The 17,923-nt window shown below is 73.4% G+C and carries 16 protein-coding genes and 1 pseudogene; 7 read left to right on the top strand and 10 right to left on the bottom strand.

Annotation, left to right across the window (positions count from 1 at the left end; genetic code table 11):
• Positions 1 to 4 precede the first annotated feature (4 nt).
• Complete coding sequence (locus ABD437_RS08730) at positions 5 to 772, top strand: maleylpyruvate isomerase N-terminal domain-containing protein (protein ID WP_344648246.1); 768 nt, start codon at positions 5 to 7, stop codon at positions 770 to 772.
• Positions 773 to 867: 95 nt separating this feature from the next.
• On the top strand, positions 868 to 1,143 hold the full coding sequence (locus ABD437_RS08725) for a hypothetical protein (protein WP_344648245.1): 276 nt from the start codon (positions 868 to 870) through the stop codon (positions 1,141 to 1,143).
• Between the two features lie 60 nt (positions 1,144 to 1,203).
• On the opposite strand, the gene ABD437_RS08720 is transcribed toward ABD437_RS08725, so the two are convergent.
• The 9 genes from ABD437_RS08720 to ABD437_RS08680 all read right to left on the bottom strand — a co-directional run bounded on the left by ABD437_RS08720 (position 1,204) and on the right by ABD437_RS08680 (position 10,343).
• Positions 1,204 to 1,641, bottom strand: coding sequence for a hypothetical protein (locus ABD437_RS08720; protein ID WP_344648244.1), 438 nt, complete (start codon positions 1,639 to 1,641; stop codon positions 1,204 to 1,206).
• Between the two features lie 139 nt (positions 1,642 to 1,780).
• A complete protein-coding gene (locus ABD437_RS08715) occupies positions 1,781 to 2,080 on the bottom strand; it encodes a hypothetical protein (protein ID WP_344648243.1) in 300 nt (99 codons plus the stop codon).
• The gene (locus ABD437_RS08710; protein WP_344648242.1) at positions 2,077 to 2,415 is read right to left on the bottom strand and encodes a hypothetical protein; all 339 of its coding nucleotides are present in this window, start codon (positions 2,413 to 2,415) and stop codon (positions 2,077 to 2,079) included. The genes ABD437_RS08715 and ABD437_RS08710 overlap by 4 nt, the downstream gene beginning before the upstream one ends.
• Before the next feature lie 97 nt (positions 2,416 to 2,512).
• Positions 2,513 to 3,760, bottom strand: coding sequence for a cytochrome P450 (locus ABD437_RS08705; protein ID WP_344648241.1), 1,248 nt, complete (start codon positions 3,758 to 3,760; stop codon positions 2,513 to 2,515).
• Positions 3,761 to 3,801: 41 nt separating this feature from the next.
• Complete coding sequence (locus ABD437_RS08700) at positions 3,802 to 4,428, bottom strand: isochorismatase family protein (RefSeq protein WP_344648240.1); 627 nt, start codon at positions 4,426 to 4,428, stop codon at positions 3,802 to 3,804.
• A gap of 55 nt (positions 4,429 to 4,483) precedes the next feature.
• Positions 4,484 to 6,361 (bottom strand): hydantoinase B/oxoprolinase family protein, encoded by a 1,878-nt coding sequence (locus ABD437_RS08695; protein ID WP_344648239.1) that lies wholly within the window; start codon positions 6,359 to 6,361, stop codon positions 4,484 to 4,486.
• Positions 6,361 to 8,403: a hydantoinase/oxoprolinase family protein gene (locus ABD437_RS08690; RefSeq protein ID WP_344648238.1), complete on the bottom strand. Its 2,043-nt coding sequence runs from the start codon at positions 8,401 to 8,403 to the stop codon at positions 6,361 to 6,363. The genes ABD437_RS08695 and ABD437_RS08690 overlap by 1 nt, the downstream gene beginning before the upstream one ends.
• Before the next feature lie 16 nt (positions 8,404 to 8,419).
• Positions 8,420 to 9,619, bottom strand: coding sequence for a CaiB/BaiF CoA transferase family protein (locus tag ABD437_RS08685; protein WP_344648237.1), 1,200 nt, complete (start codon positions 9,617 to 9,619; stop codon positions 8,420 to 8,422).
• A gap of 67 nt (positions 9,620 to 9,686) precedes the next feature.
• The gene (locus tag ABD437_RS08680; RefSeq protein WP_344648236.1) at positions 9,687 to 10,343 is read right to left on the bottom strand and encodes a GntR family transcriptional regulator; all 657 of its coding nucleotides are present in this window, start codon (positions 10,341 to 10,343) and stop codon (positions 9,687 to 9,689) included.
• Positions 10,344 to 10,464: 121 nt separating this feature from the next.
• On the opposite strand from ABD437_RS08680, the gene ABD437_RS08675 reads away from it, so the two are divergent.
• Positions 10,465 to 11,367, top strand: a complete 903-nt coding sequence (locus tag ABD437_RS08675; RefSeq protein WP_344648235.1) for a hydroxymethylglutaryl-CoA lyase — start codon at positions 10,465 to 10,467, stop codon at positions 11,365 to 11,367.
• Here ABD437_RS08675 and ABD437_RS08670 read toward each other — a convergent pair.
• Positions 11,351 to 12,133, bottom strand: a complete 783-nt coding sequence (locus tag ABD437_RS08670; RefSeq protein ID WP_344648234.1) for an alpha/beta fold hydrolase — start codon at positions 12,131 to 12,133, stop codon at positions 11,351 to 11,353. The two genes, ABD437_RS08675 and ABD437_RS08670, sit on opposite strands and share 17 nt — an antisense overlap.
• 60 nt (positions 12,134 to 12,193) lie before the next feature.
• Between ABD437_RS08670 and ABD437_RS08665 the strand changes: the two genes are divergently transcribed.
• From ABD437_RS08665 to ABD437_RS08650, 4 genes and pseudogenes are all read left to right on the top strand, one after another.
• A complete protein-coding gene (locus ABD437_RS08665; RefSeq protein ID WP_344648233.1) occupies positions 12,194 to 13,141 on the top strand; it encodes an RNA polymerase subunit sigma-70 in 948 nt (315 codons plus the stop codon).
• A 72-nt stretch (positions 13,142 to 13,213) separates the two neighbouring features.
• Complete coding sequence (locus ABD437_RS08660; protein ID WP_344648232.1) at positions 13,214 to 13,384, top strand: hypothetical protein; 171 nt, start codon at positions 13,214 to 13,216, stop codon at positions 13,382 to 13,384.
• Between the two features lie 86 nt (positions 13,385 to 13,470).
• Positions 13,471 to 16,710: a helix-turn-helix transcriptional regulator gene (locus tag ABD437_RS08655; protein WP_344648231.1), complete on the top strand. Its 3,240-nt coding sequence runs from the start codon at positions 13,471 to 13,473 to the stop codon at positions 16,708 to 16,710.
• A 49-nt stretch (positions 16,711 to 16,759) separates the two neighbouring features.
• Positions 16,760 to 17,923 (top strand): annotated as a pseudogene (locus tag ABD437_RS08650) (hypothetical protein); the annotation flags it as partial.

Here is a 17,923-nt window from a genome sequence, read left to right as displayed (position 1 = left end):
GCGCATGACGGACGTTCTTTCTCGCATCGCGGCCCTCCGCGCCTCCCACGACCGGCTCCGGACGGTGGCCGCGCCGCTCACCCCCGAGCAGGTGCGGGGCCCCGGGTACCCGTCCGAGTGGTCGATCGCGCAGGTCCTGTCGCACCTCGGTTCCGGGGCCGAGATCAACGGGCTCATCCTCGACTCCGGCGTCGAGCAGACCCCGGCGCCCGAGCCGGAGGCCTTCCGGGCCATCTGGGCGGTCTGGGACGCCAAGGACCCCGACGCACAGGCCGCCGACGCCCTCGACTCCGACGCGCGCCTGGTCGAGAACGTCGAGGCCCTCACCGCCGAGCAGCGCGAGAACGCGGTCTTCCCGCTCTGGTTCGGCCCGGCCGACCTCGCCACCTTCGTCGCGATGCGGCTGTCCGAGCACGCCGTGCACACCTGGGACGTCGAGGTCATGCTCGATCCGTCGGCGACCGTCCTGCCCGAGGCCGTCGGCACCGTCCTCGAGTACGCCAAGGGCCTGGTCGGGTTCGCCGGCAAGCCGGGCCCGGCCGGCCGGATCCACGTCACGGTCACCGACCCCGACGCAGAGTACGCCCTCGTCCTGGGGGAGAAGGTCGCCCTCGAGCCGTGGGACGGCGGCGAGCGCACCGGCGAACTGGCCCTGCCCGCCGAGGCGTTCCTCCGGCTGCTCTACGGCCGGCTGGACCCGGCCCACAGCCCGTCGGTGACCGCCACCGACGTCGATCTCGACGCCCTGCGCGCCACGTTCCCGGGCTTCTAACCCCTACATCTCGAACTCCGAGACAGAAATCACATGAGAGGGCAGAATCGTCCCAGGATTTGATCGACGACGGTGTCGAAGGGACAGCTCCCCCCATGGCCCAGAACGACGAATTAGCGCGCGCCGAGCGCTGCTGCGGATGGTACGAGCGGGTCGAGGCGGCTCGCACGTCCAAGGCTCTCTACGCAGCGCTGGAACGCGTTCCCTGCGATTCCTGCCACCGCCACCTGGCGGCGAGTGAGGTTCCCGAGCCGCTCAAAGCGGTCTGGGAGCCCTACGTCGGGCAGTCCAGGCCCCGCCGCCTGCCCCGCGCGCTCGGCTTCTGGCTGTTCCGCCACCCGAACCGGGAGTTGGCGGCGGTCGCCGGGTGACGCATGCGGCTCGCGCGTCCGCGGACGCGCGAGCCACCCCGGCGTCCGGCCGGCCGCGGCTCAGCGCCCGCGTTCGTGCAGGCGTTCCATGAGCGTGTACGGCGTCCCGACCACGGGGTCGCCGGACACGAGCGGGAGTTCCAGGTCGACGGTGCGGCCGTGCCCGTCCCGAGCGGTCACGACGGTCGCGGTGCGTCCGTCGGTGCGCACCTCGTCGTAGACGACGCCACCGCCCAGGTAGCCGCTGAGCGCGTCCGCGTGCAGCCCGAGATCGTGCAGGATCTCCGCGTGCACGGCCCGCGGCGGCGAGGTGACCGGGAACCCCTCCGCCTCACCCCGTCCCGGCGGGGGACCGCCCGGGAACACCGCGGCGGCGATCTCCGCCCGGTCCGCGGTGATCGGCAGCGTCGCGGACCCGGTGTCGGCGACGACCCGCACCGTCGCGTCCGCCCCGAACTTCACCCGCGTGATCAGCCCGCCCCGGGCATCCCGCTGCACGGCGGAAACCTCCCGGAGAAACCGCCCCTGCACGACCGCGTGCGGTGTCCGACGCGCCTCGCCACCGGTCATCGGCTGTTCGCTGCCTTCGTCACAGGAATGCTTTTGTGGCGCAGAACGTGCGCACCCGAACCGGGAGTTAGTTCCCGCTTCGTCGCGCGTCGGCCTTCCGCGCCTGGACCCAGTGGGCGTGGAAGCCCGCCGCGGCCGCCCCGAACGTGGCGGTCAGGAACGCGTACGCGCCGGCCATCCACGCGTCGTACGAGGAGTCCCGCGCGGTCGCCAGCGTGAAGCACTGCGCGGCGAGCGACAGCAGGATCCACTGCGCCGCGACCCACCGGCGCGCGGCACCACCCCCGCGGGTGAGCGCCGCCCCTGCGGTCACCAGGCCGCACAGCAGGAAGAGCGCGGCCGCCCCGAACGCGATCCAGGTCGTCATCGGGCGCGGGCCCGGCGGCGGAGCACCAGCGCGACACCGGCGGCGCTCCCGACCGCGAGGAACACGAGCGCGACCACGCTCGGCCAGATCGCGTCCGCGTACCGCGGCATCGCCCCCAGCCCGACGAACACGCAGCCGACGCTCATCAGCAGGAGCTCGCCCGCGGCCCACCACAGCGTCGCCGGGCTCGACCCGTCGGCGCCGGTCAGCCGCCGCGCGATCGCCCCCTTCCGGCCCGGCGCGTCGGGCGGCCACCGCACCGCGGTCGCCGTGAACGCGCTGAGCAGCCCGAGAGCCAGCAGGACCACGGCCCCGCCGAACGCCAACACCGTCATGATCGCCCCGCCGTTCCCTGGTCCGCTGTGTCCGATCCAGAATCGGGGGCGTCGCCGACGATGACCGTCGCGCCGCTGACACCTGCGGTGTCGGGGCTCAGAACGTGCAGGGCATGGAGCGGATGGCGTGGATGAAGGCGCCCGGCACGTACTGGGGCTCGCCGGCCTCCAAACCCGGTACCTGGCGGAACAGTTCGCGGAAGATCGCTTTCAGCTGCACCTTGGCCACGTTGCTGCCCAGGCAGTAGTGCACGCCCCCGCCGCCGAACGCCACGTGCGGATTCGGTTTGCGGGACAGGTCGAACCGCTCGGGGTGAGCGAACACCGACTCGTCCCTGTTTCCCGACGCGTAGAACATGACGACCTTGTCGCCCTCGTCGATCTGCTGCCCGTGCAGCTCGAACGGCACCGCGGCGGTGCGCCGGAACGTCATGACGGGCGTCGCCCAGCGCACGAACTCCTCGACCGCGCCGCCGATGCGTCCCTCGAAGTCCTCGAGCAGCCACGCCCGCTGCTCCGGGAACACCGAGAACGCACGCATCGCGTGGGACGTCGTCTGCCGGGTGGTGTCGTTGCCGGCCACCGACAGCAGCACGAAGAACGCGGCGATCTCGGCGTCGGTGAGGCGCTGGCCGTCGACCTCGGCCTGGGTCAGGTTCGTCATCAGGTCGTCGGCCGGGTGCTCGCGGCGTCGCGTCGCCAGTTCCGAGGCGGTCTGGTGCAGCACGAACAACGAGTCGAGCAGCACCTGGATCGGGTCGCGGCCGGCGGTGAACTCCGGGTCGGCCGCCGAGACCAGCGCGTTCGCGTGGTGCACCACCGAGTCCCACTCGGACTGCGGGATGCCCATCATCCGGGCCAGCGTCCGGATCGGCAGCTTGGCCGAGCAGTGCTCGACGAAGTCGACGTCCGGCCCGCCGCGCACCAGCTCCTCGACGATCGTGCGCGCGTCCTGTTCGATCTCGGCCGAGATCCGCGAGATCTGCCGGGTGGTGAACGCCGCGCTGACCAGCTTGCGGATCAGCGTGTGCCGGGGCGGGTCCATCGCCAGGAACGACTGCGAGGCCTCCAGCAGCTCCTCGGGGACGTTGCCGAACATCACCCCGCGCCCGGAGACGAACACGTCGTTGCGCCGGCTGACCTCGACGATGTCGGCGTGGCGCACGACCGCCCAGAACCCGGGGTCGTTCGGGTCGTCCATCAGCCCGCTCTCGGGCATCGGATGCCAGGAGACGGGGCGCTGCGCGCGCAGCGCGGCGAACGTGCGTTCGCGCTGGGGCGCGGTGCTGGTCCAGAACTCGATCGAACTGACGTCGATCGGGTCGTACGTGCGCGTCGAAGTCACGGTCGCTCCTGCCGCCGTCGTTGGTAGCGAGCGCCCCGATGTTAACGCTGATTCAGTCGCTTCAGGACCTTCTCCTCCGACCAGACCTCCGCGTACTTCGCGGCCAGGTCGAACAGGCTCGCCTCGTGCGGCCGCGGATCCCGGTCGCCCACCGCGTCGGCCACCACGATCGGTACGTAGCCCGACGAGATCGCGTCGACCGCGGTGGCGCGCACGCACCCGGAGGTGCTCACCCCGCACAGGACCAGCGTGTCGATGCGCCGCGCGGCGAGGGTGGCGGCCAGCGAGGTACCGAAGAACGCGCTGGCGTACTGCTTGGTGACGACCAGGTCGCCGTCCGCCGGCGCCACCTCGGGCATGATCTCGCCGAGGGAGCCCGGAGCACCGGTGGCGAAGTGACGCAGCGCGCCGACCTTGCGGTAGAACAGCCCTCCGTCGACGCCGTCCGCCGCGTACGCGACCCGGGTGAGGATGACCGGCACCCCGGCGGCCCGGGCGGCACCCACGACCCGGGCGGCGGAGTCGAGGCACGAACGCGACCCCAGGTACAGCTCGGCGCCGGGCTCGAAGTAGGCCCGCACCATGTCGATGACCAGCACCGCCGGGGACGATCCCCAGTCGAGCGGCTGCCCGAACCCGGCGCCGGCGTAGTCGTCGGAGAGATCCACTGTCACCTCCAGGGCGGCCGTGCGGCCCGGGCGCACCCGGGCCGCACGGAACGGGTCAGGGACGGACCGCGGTCGCCGGGTCGCGCGGCGCGGGCAGGCCGGTCTCCTCGAGGCTGCGGGCCAGGATCTCCTCGAGCGGCGGCCCCATGTTGAACACGGCCGGTTCCGGGCGGGAGGCACGCAGCCGGTCCCGCAGCTCCGCGGTGGCCGCGGTGTCCAGCCCTCCGTCCGGGTCGAGCACCACCCCGTACCGCTCGGCGCCGGACGCCGACACCAGCCCGCGACGCACCTCCAGCTCGACGAGTTCGGGCGAGCGTGCGAGCGGGTCGCCCCAGCCGCCGCCGCCCCAGGTGACGAAGTGCAGCACGTCCCCGACGTTCACCGCCACGTCGTGGACCTTCGACGCCAGGATCTCCCGGGTCCCGTCGGCGCGGTCGATCCACTTGCGCCCGCGGGCCCCGGGGTCGCCGCCGTTCACGCCCCACGGGTAGGTGAGCCACCGGTCGTCGTGGATCGCGATCGTGCCCGGCTGCAGGAACCGGTACGCGACGTCGACGCCGTTGCCGCCGCGGTGCAGGCCCGCGCCGCCGGTGTCGGCGACGGTCTCCCAGCGCTCGATGCGCAGCGGGTAGTACGACTCCAGGTACTCGCACGGGATGTTGACGAACGACGGCCAGAGCGAGTGACCGTCGGGCCCGTCGCCGATCGGCCGCCCGGGGATGCCGCCGAACCCGATCGAGTACAGCTGGAACCATTCGCCGGCGCGCTCGCCGTCGGCGTAGTGCCCGGAGTACATGAAGTGCGGCGACGAGGAGAACCCGGCCGCGTTGAGCAGGTCGGGGTTCTTCTGCCCGAGCAGCCCGCCGAACAGGTCGAAGATCCGCCCGATGCCGTGGTTGCGTGCGTTGAGCGCGGCCGGGTGCTTCGGCTTCCAGAACGTGTCTTCGGGGATCTTCACGTCGACGAGCGGATAGAACCCGTCGTTCCAGAGGATCTGCGGGTCGGCCACCGTGATCATGTAGATCCCGAAGAACATCCGGGCCAGGTTGTCGTTGATGAAGTAGTTGATCGGCCCCGGCGACTGCGGCGCCGAGCCGGTGAAGTCGAGCAGCACCTTGTCGCCGGTGCGGGTCAGCGACAGCACCAGCTTGTACGGCCCGTAGCCGACGCCGTCGTCGCAGATGTAGTCGGCGAAGCTGATCGTCTCGCCGTCGGCGAAGATCGTCGTCAGCAGCGTCTTCATCGCCTGGTAGTTGCGGTCGAGGAGCGCGTCCAGCGCCGACACGTAGGTCTCGACGCCGAAGCGCTCGCACAGCTCCTGGATGCGCCGGGACGCCGTCCGGCAGGCCGCGACGATGCCGTTGAGGTCGGCGCGGTTCCACTCGGGCTGGCGGACCTGGTTGAGGATGATGCGCAGCGCGTCCTCGTTGAGCACCCCGCCCGCGTACAGCTTGAAGGGCGGAATGACGACGCCCTCCTCGTAGATCGTGTGCGCGTCGGTGGGCATCGAGCTGACGGTCTTGCCGCCGACGTCGGACATGTGCCCGAACATCGACGCCCAGCCCACGACCCGGCCCTGGACGTAGATCGGCATCACGACGAGCCAGTCGTTGGCGTGGCTGATCGCGCCGTCGCACGAGTACGGGTCGGACGTGAGCAGCACGTCGCCCTCGCCGATCGTGCCCTCGTAGCGTTCGAGCAGCGACGGGATCGAGAGCCCGAACTGACCCACGACCATCCGGCCGGACGGGTCGCCGATCAGCGGGAACTCGTCGTGCTGCTCGCGGATGCCCGGCGAGAGCGCGGTGCGGAACAGCACCTCGTCCATCTCGTACCGGGCGTTGCGCAGCGCGTTCTCGATGATGTCGAGCGTGACCGGGTCGACCTCGACGGCGGCCAGCGGCTCGGTGGTCGTTTCCAGGATCTCGGCCATCACGCCTCCTCGGCGACGGGACGAATGAGCAGGCTGCCGGTGGGGTGCACGGTCGCGGCGTGGCCGGGCAGCACGAGCGTCGTCGAGTCCATCTCGGTGACGATCGCCGGTCCGGGAACGACGTTGCCCGCCCGCAGCTTCGCCCGGTCGTAGACGGTCGCCTCGGTGGTGGCGCCCTCGACGTAGATCGTGGTGGTGGTGCGCACCGCGTCGGCCGGGTCCTCGCCGCCGTCGGCCAGGTCGGTCGGTGTCACGTGCGGACGCGGACCGGTCGCCGCCGCGCGGGCGCTGACCAGCTCGTGCTCGTTCCGGGTGAGCAGGAACGAGAACAACCGCTGGTGTTCGACGTCGAAGGCCTCGCCGAGCGTCGACAGGCTGAAGTTCTCCAGGTCGACGCTGACCGTGATCTCGAAGCCCTGGCCGTGGTAGCGCAGGTCGGCCTGGTACGTCAGGGTCTGGTCGGCGCGGGGCACCCCCTCGGCTTCGAGCGTGGCGATCGCCTGCTCGGCCAGCTCGGCGTAGAGCCCGCGCACCTCGTCGTCGGTGAGCTCGGAGAAGCGCCGGATGTAGGTGCGTGCCGCCTCGTCACGCAGGCCGGTGGTGGCGTCGCCGTAGGCGCACAGCACCCCCGGCGACGGCGGGATGATCACCGGCCACGCGCCGGTGAGCTTGCCGAGCGCGTTGGCGTGCAGCGGCCCGGCGCCGCCGAACGCGACCAGCGCGAAGTCACGCGGGTCGTAGCCCTGCTGCACCGACACCAGCCGCAGCGCGCCGAGCATGTTCTCGTTGACGATGTCGATGATGCCCGCGGCCGCCGCCTCGACCGACGCGAGGCCCACGCCCTCCTGCACCCGGGCCACCGCGGCCCGCGCGGCCTCGCGGTCGAGCGCGATCTCGCCACCGGCCAGCTCGGACGGCAGGTACCCCAGCACGACGTTCGCGTCGGTGACGGTGGGTTCGGTGCCGCCCTTGCCGTACGCGGCGGGCCCGGGGTCGGCGCCCGCCGACTGCGGGCCGACACGCAGCGCCTTGGTGAGCTCGGGGACGTGCGCGATCGACCCGCCGCCGGCGCCGACCGTGCGGACGTCGACCGACGCCGAGCGCACCTTCAGGTCGCCGACCTGCGTCTCCCGGCCGATCCGCGGCAGGCCCGCCTCGACCAGGGCGACGTCGGTGGACGTGCCGCCCATGTCGAACGTGAGCAGGTCGGGGTAGCCGGCCCGGGTGGCCGCCCAGACCGCGCCGGAGACACCGCCGGCCGGGCCGGACAGCAGCATCGACACCGGGTTGTCGGCCGCGGCCGGCGCGCTGGCCAGGCCGCCGTCGGAACGCAGGATGTAGAGCTTGCGGCTCAGCCGCCCGCTCATGTTCTCCAGGTAGCGCGCCACCTGCGGCTGCACGTAGGCGTTGGCGACGGTGGTGATCGTGCGCTCGTATTCACGCAGCTCCGGCAGCACCTGCGAGGAGATCGACACCGGGATGCCCGGCAGTTCCTCGGCGGCGATCGCGGCGATGCGGTCCTCGTGCCCGGACCAGACGTAGGAGTTGATCAGCGCCACCGCGAGGGCCTCGATGCCCTGATCGCCCAGCGTGCGCAGCTTGCCGCGCAGGTCGTCCTCGTCCAGCGGCGTGACGATCGACCCGTCGGCGCCGATCCGCTCGATCGCCTCGACGGTGTTCTCCAGCGCGGCCAGCGGCTCGGGTTTGGGCCAGATGATCCAGCCGGCCAGCCCGCCCGGTACGAACGACCGGGCGATCTGCAGCACCTGCCGGAACCCGGCCGTGGTGACCAGGCCGACGGTCGCGCCCTTGCCTTCGAGAATCGCGTTGGTGGCCACGGTGGTGCCGTGCAGCACCTGGCCGACCTCCTCGACGGTGGTGCCGGCGGCGGCGCACACCTTCTCGATGCCGGTGAGCACACCGACGGACTGGTCGGAGGGGGTGGAGGGGGTTTTGGCGCGGAACGACTCGCCACTGTCTTCGTCGATGAGCAGGACGTCGGTGAACGTGCCCCCGACGTCCACACCTAACCGGTAACGCATGCCGCGCGCCTTCCTATTAGATGGTGCCGGCTCTCGTGAGCCGCGAGATTTCTTCGTCCGACAGGCCGAGAAGGCCCCCGTAGATCTCCTGGTTGTGCTGGCCGAGCTCCGGTCCGGTGGCACGCACGGTGCCCGGGGAGGCCGACAGTTTCGGGAACACGTTCTGCATCGCGACCGGCCCGAGGTTCGGGTCGGGCACGGTGACGATCGCGTCGCGGGCGGCGAAGTGCGGATCGTCGAACATGTCCTTGGCCTTGTAGATGCGCCCGGCCGGGACACCGCCTTCGTGGAGCGCCTCGAGGAGCTCCTCGGTGTCGTGGCCGGCGGTCCACCCGGCGATCAGCCCGTCGAGCTCGTCCATGTGCTCGCCGCGGGCGCCGTGGGTGGCGTAGCGGGGGTTCTCGCGCAGCTCCGGCTGCCCCATCACCGCGGCCAGCCGCCCGAAGACCGAGTCCTGGTTCGCCGCGATCAGCACGCTGTCGCCGTCGCGCGTCGGGTAGACGTTGCTCGGCGCCACGTTCGGCAGCACCGGGCCGGTTCGTTCGCGCTGGTAGCCGGCCTGCTGCCACTCGGGGAGCAGCGACTCCATCAACCCCAGCACCGACTCGTAGATCGCGGCGTCGACGACCTGGCCTTGCCCGGAGTTGTCCCGTTCGTGCAGCGCGACGAGCGTGCCGAGCGCCGCGTGCATCGCGGCGAGCGAGTCGCCCAGCGAGATGCCCGCACGCGACGGCGGCTGGTCGGGCGAGCCGGTGACGTACCGGATGCCACCCATCGCCTCCCCGATCGAGCCGAACCCGGCGCGGGCGGCGTACGGGCCGGTCTGGCCGTAGCCGGTGACCCGGGTGACGACGAGCCTCGGGTTGATCTCCCAGAGCTTCTCCGGGGCCAGGCCCCAGCGTTCGAGGGTGCCGGGCCGGAAGTTCTCCAGCAGCACGTCGGACCGCTCGATCAGGCGGCGCAGCAGGTCCTGGCCCTCTCCGGAGCGCAGGTTCGCGGTGACCGACTTCTTGTTGCGGGCCACCACCGGCCACCACAGCGACCGCCCGTGCGGCTTCTCCCGGCCCCACTGACGCATCGGGTCACCCTTGGCCGGGTCCTCCACCTTGATCACCTCGGCGCCGAAGTCACCGAGCAGTTGCCCGCAGAACGGGCCGGCCAGTAACTGGCCCAGCTCGACGACGCGGACGTCACGCAACGGCAGCGGACGGGTCATCGTGGGTCCTCCTTGGTGCGGGGGTGCGAACCCAGTAGGGACGCGCGGATCGGCGCCTGGTCGCGGGTCATCGCGATCCCTCGTCCGCGCCGCGCGGACGAGGGCCGAGCAGGGACGCGCGCGCGGAGAACAGGTGCGCGTGCATGACGGCTTCGGCCCAGGCGCCGTCGCGGGCACGCAGCGCGGCGACGATCTCGTGGTGGTGGGCACAGCTGCGGCGGCGGGCGTCCTCGTCGAACGCGTGCAGGGTGCGGAACAGCACCGACGCGTGGATGAGCTGGTTGACCGTGCTGGTCAGCACCGTGCTCTCGGAGAGGCCGTTGATCAGGCCGTGGAACTGCGAGTTGAGCCGGTACACCTCCTCGATGAGACCGGCGTCCGAGCAGCGGGTCAGCTCGGTCGCGATCTCGTCGAGACGGTCGAGGTCGGCGTCGGAGACCCGCTCGGCGGCGGTGCGTGCGGCGATGCCCTCGACGTGGGCGCGGATCGCGAAGATCGCGTCCAGGTCGGCGTGCGGGTGCTCGACGACGCGGGCGCCCTTGTTCGTGGTGATCTCGACCAGCCCGTCGGCCGCCAGCCGGCGCAGCGCCTCGCGGACCGGGGTGCGGCTCACGCCGAGCGTCGCGGCGAGTTCGGTCTCGCCCAGGCGCTCGCCGGGCCGGTACTCCCCGCCCAGGATGCGGGTGCGCAGCTCGTCGGCCGCGCGATCGCTGGCTGCCGTCATCGGAAGGCCTTCCGTTCGCCGATTGCATACATGTAGTGGATTGGATCCCGGTCTTTCAAGGGGTTGAGCGGCTGTTTCTCGCGCATTGCATACATTCGACGTCGATGCTAAACACTGACGCATGGTGGAGATCGTTGAGGTCGGACCGCGTGACGGCCTGCAGAACGAGAGCGCGCTGGTGCCGACGGCCGCCAAGATCGCCTACATCGAGGCGCTGATCGCCGCCGGCGCGCGGCGGATCGAGGCCACCAGCTTCGTGCACCCGAAGCGGGTGCCCCAGATGGCGGACGCGGAGGCCGTGATGGCCGGCGTGCCGCGCGCGCCCGGCGTCCGCTACATCGGGCTCGTCCTCAACGAGCGCGGCCTGGACCGGGCCCTGGCCGCCGGGGTCGACGAGGTCAACGTCGTGCTGGTGGCCAGCGAGACGTTCAGCCGGCGCAACCAGGGCATGAGCGTCGCCGAGGCGGTGCGCTCGTTCGCCGCGGTCAGCGGCCGGGCCCGCGCCGCCGGGCTCGGCGTCACCGCCACGATCGGCGCGAGCTTCGGGTGCCCGTTCGAGGGCGAGGTGGCCCCGGCGACGGTCGCGGGCCTGGTGCGCGACTGCGCCGACGCCGGCGCCGACGAGATCGCGCTGGCCGACACGATCGGCGTCGGCGTGCCCGCCGACGTGGTGCGCCTCGTCGAGGCCACCCGCGGCGTCACCGACCTGCCGCTGCGGTTCCACTTCCACAACACACGCAACACCGGCTACGCGAACGCGCTGACCGCGGTCGAGCACGGCGCGGCGGCCCTGGACGCCAGCGCCGGCGGCATCGGCGGCTGCCCGTTCGCCCCGAACGCGACCGGCAACATCGCCACCGAGGACCTCACCTACGCGCTGCGCCGCTCCGGCATCGCGTCCGGCCTCACGCTGTCGGGAGTCGTCGACGCGGCCGCCCTGATCGAGCACGAGTTGGGAGCCCAGGTCCCCGCACTCCTCGGCCGCGCCGGCGACTTCCCGGGTGAACTCAGCCCCGAGCGCTGATCAGCGCGGCGAACTCCTTCGGGTGGTCGATGAACCCGGTGTGGTCACCGGGGAACAGCACCGGGGTCGTGCCGAGTCCGGCGGCCAGCGCGCGCGACGTGCGGTCGCAGAGCTGCCCGGCGGACTCCTCGCCGACGCCGATCCGGACCCGCGCCGCCCGCAGCGCGGTCAGGTCGGGCGTCCAGTACGTCGTTCCGCGCAGCATGCGGGCGAACCCGTAGTGCTCGTCGGCGGCCTCCTGGCCTTCGCGCGGGCCGCCGAAGATCATCTCGAACACCTCGCCGGGCATCGCGATGTTCGCGTTGGCCAGGAACTTCACCCAGGCGCCGCGGGGATCGCCGCCCAGGTAGGTGGTGATCATGTCCTCGGTGTTCGCGCGCAGCGTCGCCCGGTCGTCGAGCAGCTCGATCAGCGGCGGCTCGTGCGCGATCACCGTGCGCACGGCGTCGGGGTGACGCTGCGCGAGCGCGAGCACGCTCACCGCGCCGCCGCTGGACCCGAACGCGACCGCCGGCCCGGCGTCGGCGTGCGCGATCAGCCGGGCCAGGTCGTCGGCGCGGTCCTCGGGCGTCGAGTCGCGGGTGGGGTCGTCGACCGTGCTGCGGTTGATGCCCCGCGGGTCGGTGGTGAGCACGGTGTGGTCGGCGGCGAGCAGCTCGGCGACCGGCTCGAACGCGGTGGCGTCCATCGGGGCGCCGGCCAGCACGATCAGCGGCCCGCTCCCGCGCAGCTCGTAGTGCAGGCGGGCTCCGGGTACGTCCAGCATGGGTCCTCCTCGTAGGTGTTCCGAGAGGGAGACCGGGTTCGTCGGGCAGACTCATCGCTCGTGGCGGAAGTTTTTCCCGACGACGACCTGGCCCCGGCCCTGGCGGGCGACGAGGCGGCCTTCGGGCGCCTGGTGCGCCCGCTGCAACCGGAGCTGCGCGCGCACTGCTACCGCATGCTCGGCTCGGTGCACGACGCCGACGACGCCCTGCAGGACGTGCTCGTGCGGGCCTGGCGTGGCCTGGCCCGGTTCGAGCGGCGCAGCTCGCTGCGGACCTGGCTCTACACCGTGGCCACCCGGGTGTGCCTGGACGCGCTGGCGCACCGCGCCCGCCGGGTGCTGCCGGTCGACCTGGGCCCGGCGGCCGACCACCCGATCACCACCGACACCCCGGCGACCGACGTGGCGTGGCTGACCCCGTTCCCCGGGCCGGACGGCGCCGCCGAGCAGCGCGAGGCCGTGCGGCTGGCGTTCGTCGCGGCCTGCCAGCACCTGCCGGGCAACCAGCGGGCCGCGCTGCTGCTCTTCGACGTGCTCGGGTTCACGGTGGCCGAGATCGCCACCATGATGGACACCACGGTGGCGTCGGTGAACAGCGCGCTGCAGCGGGCCCGGGCCCGCACCCCGCTGCCGGCGGCCCGCCCGGCCGACGACGCCCGGCTGCGCCGCACCGTCGACGGCTTCGCCGGCGCGCTCGAGCGGGGCGACGCCGACGCGTTCGTGGCCCTGCTCACCGCCGACGTCACCTGGTCGATGCCGCCGCTGCCGCACTGGTACGCCGGGCGCGCGGCGGTCGGCGCGTTCGCGGCCGCGGTGCCGATGGCCCGCTGCGGCTCCTGGCGGCACGCACCGACGTGGGCCAACGGCGGCCCGGCGGTCGCCTCCTACCTCGCCGACACCCCCTCCGGCCCGTATCGGCCCTGGTCGGTGAACGTCTTCGACTTCGACGGCGACCGGATCGCCGCGATCACGTCGTTCATCGGTGAGGGGTACTTCGAGGCCCTCTAAGGCCCCGTCCGGCGCCGCACTAAGGCAAAGTAGCGATGCCCGGACCCCCCTTAGCCGAGCACCGTAAGGTGCATGTTCTCCCTCACCGAAGACTTCATGAAGGCCCAGTACGACTACACCCGTGAGCGCCTCGGCACCGGCGCCCCCCGCATCGACGTCGAGGAGCGTCCGCGGCGCCACCGGGCCGGTGTGTTCACCCTCCTGTTCGCCCGGCACCGGCTGCAACCGACGGCTCCCGACTGATGGACGGCGTCGGCTCCCGACTGATGGACAGCGCGTTGCTGGCGGTTCCCGGAAATTCTGTCGGACCCGTTAGCGACAATGCGTTCATGACGAGTGCGGAGCCGGCGCCACTGGTCGGCCGCGACGCCGAACTGGCGACGCTACGGGGGCTGCTCGACGGCTCGGCGGCCGGCGGGGCCGGCGCCGCGGTCGTGTCGGGCGAGGCCGGTATCGGAAAGACCCGCCTGCTGCGGGAGTTCGTCCGCGCGGCCGACGCCGAGGGCGCGCTGGTCCTGGTGGGGCACTGCGTCAGCTTCGGGGGTGACGCGGTTCCCTTCCTGCCGATCAGCGAAGCCTTCGGGCGGCTCGCGCGGGACGAACCCGACACCGTCGAACGGCTCCGTGTCCGGTACCCGCCGCTGGCCCGCCTGCTGCCGCAACACCGCATGGTCGGCTCCGACGGCGACGAGGGCCGGCTCGACCCGGCGGTGCTCTACGAGGCCGTGCTCGGCGCGCTGTTCGAGCTGGCCGCCGACCGGCGGGTGTTACTCGTCCTGGAAGACCTCCACTGGGCCGACGGCGCCACCCGCGAGCTGTTCGGGTTCCTGCTCACCCGGCTCTCCGGCGAACCCGGCTCCCCGGTGGTGCCGGTCGCCTCCTACCGCTCCGACGACCTGCACCGCAGGCACCCGCTGCGCACGGTCGTGCTCGAGTGGGGGCGGCTGCCCGGCCTCCTGCGGGTCGCGCTGCGGCCGTTGGAGCGGGCCGACGCCGCCGCGCTGGTCCGTGGCCTCGCCGAGGGGTCCGCCGCCGAGCTGGACGACGCGGCGCTCGACGACGTCCTCGACCGCGCCCAGGGCAACGCGTTCTTCGCCGAACAGCTGATCGCCGAGCTCGTCGTCAGCCCCTCGCCGTCGGTCATGATCCCGCGTGACCTGGCCGATCTGCTGCTCATCCGGCTCGAGCGGCTCTCCGCCGACACCCGGCACGTGCTGCAGCTGATCGCGGTCGCCGGCCTGAAGATCCACCACGACCGGCTGGTCCGCGTCGCCGGGCTGAGCAGCGCCGCGCTCAACGCCGCGCTGCGCGAGGCCGCCGACGCGCACGTGCTCGACCTGCGCCCCGGCGACAAGTACGCGTTCCGGCACGCGTTGCTGGCCGAGGCCGTCTACGACGACCTGCTCCCCGGCGAGCGGCGCCGCCACCACGCGCAGTTCGCCGAGGTCATCGCCAGCCTGGAGGTACCGGGCACCGACGCCGACCTGGCCCGGCACGCCCGTGAGGCCGGTGACCTGGCCACCGCGTTCGACGCCGGCATCCGCGCCGGCGACGAGGCGATGCGGGTCGCCGCGCCCGGTGAGGCGATGCGCCTCTACGAGTCGGTGCAGGAGCTGGCGCCCCTGGTCGAGGATCCGCGCACCGTCGTCGAGCTGCCCCGCAAGGCCGCCAGCGCCGCGTCGCACGCCGGGTACCCGTTCCGGGCCGTGCACATGATCGAGGAGGCGCTCGGCCGCCTGCCCGCCGGTGCCGCGCCCGATGTCCGGGCCGCGCTGCTGATCGAGCTCAGCGAGCACACCGTCGCGTTCGACACCTCGCACGACGTCGAGGGCCTGGCCCGTCAGGCCCTCGAGCTGCTCCCCGAGGACCCACCCACCGCGCTCCGGGCCCGTGCGCTGGCCGCGCTGGCCCGCGCGCTCGCCGGCAACGTGAACACCATCGACGAGGCCATCGCCTACAGCGACGAGGCCCGCGCGCTCGCCGTCCGCGTCGGCATCACCAACGTCGAGGCCGACGCCGCCACCACCCGGGCGCGCATCGAACGCTGGCGTGCCGACCCGGCCGCCGCCGAGCGGCTGCTGCGCGACAGCATCGTGCAGGCCCGCGCCTCCGGTGACCCGAACGCGACGCTGCGCTCGCTCTACAGCCTGGCGATCTTCCGCTACGAACAGGGCCGCCTGCAGGACGCGCGGGAGAGCTTCCGGGAGACCGCCGCGGTGGCCCGCGAGATCGGCCGCCCGTGGGCCACCTACGGTGCCGACGCGCTGCCGATGATGATCCAGGCCGACTACGTCCTGGGCCGCTGGGACGACGCGCTCTCGACCGCCGCGGCGTACCCGGAGGCCCCGGCGCTGGCCCGGGCCGGGCTGGTCGCGGCGAGCCTCACCGTGCACGCCGGGCGCGGCTCGGCCGACGGGGTGCGCCTGGCCGAGTCCAACCGGCCCTGGTGGCGGCGCGACGGGATGCTCGGCATCATCGGCGGCGCCGCCCTGCTGGACGCGCACGCCGACCGCGGTGACGTCCGGGCCGCGCTGGCGACGCACGACGAGATCATCGACACGATCTCCCGGCAGTGGGGCGGCCGCTGGTTCGACGCCCGGTTCCGGCTGCACGCGCTGGCGCTCGGCGCGCTCGCGAGCTCGGTGGCCCGGTCCGGTGCGGCCGAGCGGGCCGCGGCCGTGCGGCGGGGCGCGGAGCTGGTGGGCATGGTCGGCCGGGTCGCGGAGCACGTCCAGGCCCGCGGTGGCCTCGTACCCACCGCGTTGACCGTCCGCGACGGCGACGGGCCGCACCTGCGCTGGGCCCCGCCGCCCGGGGGTGGGCCGCTCGGGCCGGAGAGCGCGGCGTGGGTCGCGCGCGTCACCGCCGAATGGGCCCGCCTGCGCTGGGCCGCCGCGTCCGACCCGGCCGACGACGGTGCTCCGGTCGGCGGTGCTCCGGCCGACGCGTCTTCGGCCGGCGGTGCATCTACGGCCGACGCGTCTTCGGCCGGCGGTGTGTCTCCGGCCGGCGGTGCTCCGGCTGGTGGTGCATCGTCCGCCGACGGTGGATCCTCGGTCGACGGCGGGCCCTCGGCGGGTGGGGAGGCGGTGTCGGTGGAGGCTCTCTCGGTGGAGGCGCCGTCGGCCGAGGAGCTGGTGGGGGCGTGGCGGCGGTCGGTGGAGGCGTTCGGCTACGGGCACCGGTACGAGAGCGCGCGGTCCCGGGCGCGGCTGGCGGCCGCGCTGCTGGCCACCGGCGACCCGGCGGGCGCGCGCACCGAGGCCGAGGCGGCCCGGGCCACGGCCCGCGAGCTGGGAGCCGAGCCGCTGCTCCGGGAGCTGGCGGCGCTCGCCGGCCCGGCCGGGGACCGTCCCGCGGCCGAGCGTCGCGACACCGAACTGACCCCGCGCGAACAGCAGGTGCTCGAACTCCTCGCGCTGGGCCGGACGAACCGGCAGATCGGGCGCTCCCTGTACATCAGCGACAAGACGGTCAGCGTGCACGTCTCGAACCTGATGGCGAAGCTCGGCGCCGCCGGCCGCACCGAAGCCGCCGCCCTGGCCCGCCGGGCCGGGCTGCTCACCTAAGCTCCGTCCCGACATTGAACGCCGAACGATCCGGGACCGTAGAGGAAGCATGGGGCACGCCACACCTCGCCGCTCGTCCGTTCTCCCCGAGGAGCCGACCACCGACACCCCGCCCGACGACACCCGGCCTGACGGCGCCCTTCGCGGCGACGTCCGCGCGGAGCACGGCCCGTCCGGCGACGGCTCGCTGGGCGACGCCCCGGCCCACGACGCTCCGGCCGACGACGCTCCGTCTGCGGACGGTGTGCCCGGCGACGGCGCCGGTTCGTCGGCCGCCGCCGAGTCCGCCGGGCTCCGCGCGGGCTCGGGCTCCGGTGGCGGGGAACCGGCCGACGACATCGTCGAGGAGGGTGAGTCGGACGACGCCCTCGACGACGGGGAGCGGCGCGGCGGGGGACCGCGTCCGGTCCGGCGGGTGCGGCGGGCCGGGCCGGTCGAGGTGGTGCCGACGCCCCGGCAGGCGGGTCAGCTCGTCGCGCAGGCGGGTGCGGTCGCGTTGCTGGTCGCGCTGGCCGGGCTCGCGTACGGGGGCGGTGCCGGGCGCTCGGTGAGCCCCGGCCTGCCCGACCCCGGTGCCCTCACCGGCTGGGGCCTTCCGCTCACCGAGGTGGTGGCCCAGTTCGCCGCCGCGCTCGTCGTCGGCAACCTGCTCGCGGCGGTGCTGTGGAGCCCGTCGCCGGCCGGCGGCCCGGCCGTGGTCGGGTTCCACCGGCGCATCGCCGGTGTCGCCGCCGGGGTGTGGACGGTCGCCGCGGTCGCGATCTGGTTGTTCACGCTCTCCGACATCCGGGGCGTGCCGGTCAGCGGTGTCCTCGGCGCCGAGGCGCTCGGCAACCTGGGGTTCCGCACCGCCGCCGGTCAGGCCGGCCTGTGCACGGTCGTGGCCGCGCTCGTCGCCACCGCGCTGTGCCGCCGTGCCCCGGCGGGTGCGTTGCTCGTCGCGGTGCTGGGTGTGCTGCCCCCGTCGTTCGTCGAGTCCGCGGTCTCCACCGCCGACCACCGCACCGCGATCGCCTCGTCCGCGCTCGAGACCCTGGCCGTCACGCTCTGGACCGGCGGACTGGCCGCCCTCCTGCTCCGGGCCGCGCGCGACCGCGCGTCGGTGACACCGCCTCGGCCCGCCGACCCCGAGGCCGCTGACGTCCCCGGCGGCCCGGCGGACGGCGGCCGACCCATCACCGCGGCTGAAGCCCCGGCGGGCCTGGCGGCCGAC

This window comes from Cryptosporangium japonicum, from assembly GCF_039524755.1.
In the GTDB taxonomy this organism is placed as follows: Bacteria; Actinomycetota; Actinomycetes; order Mycobacteriales; family Cryptosporangiaceae; genus Cryptosporangium; species Cryptosporangium japonicum.
Note: the sequence above shows the minus strand (reverse complement) of the source record. Positions and strands in the feature narration are given on the sequence as shown.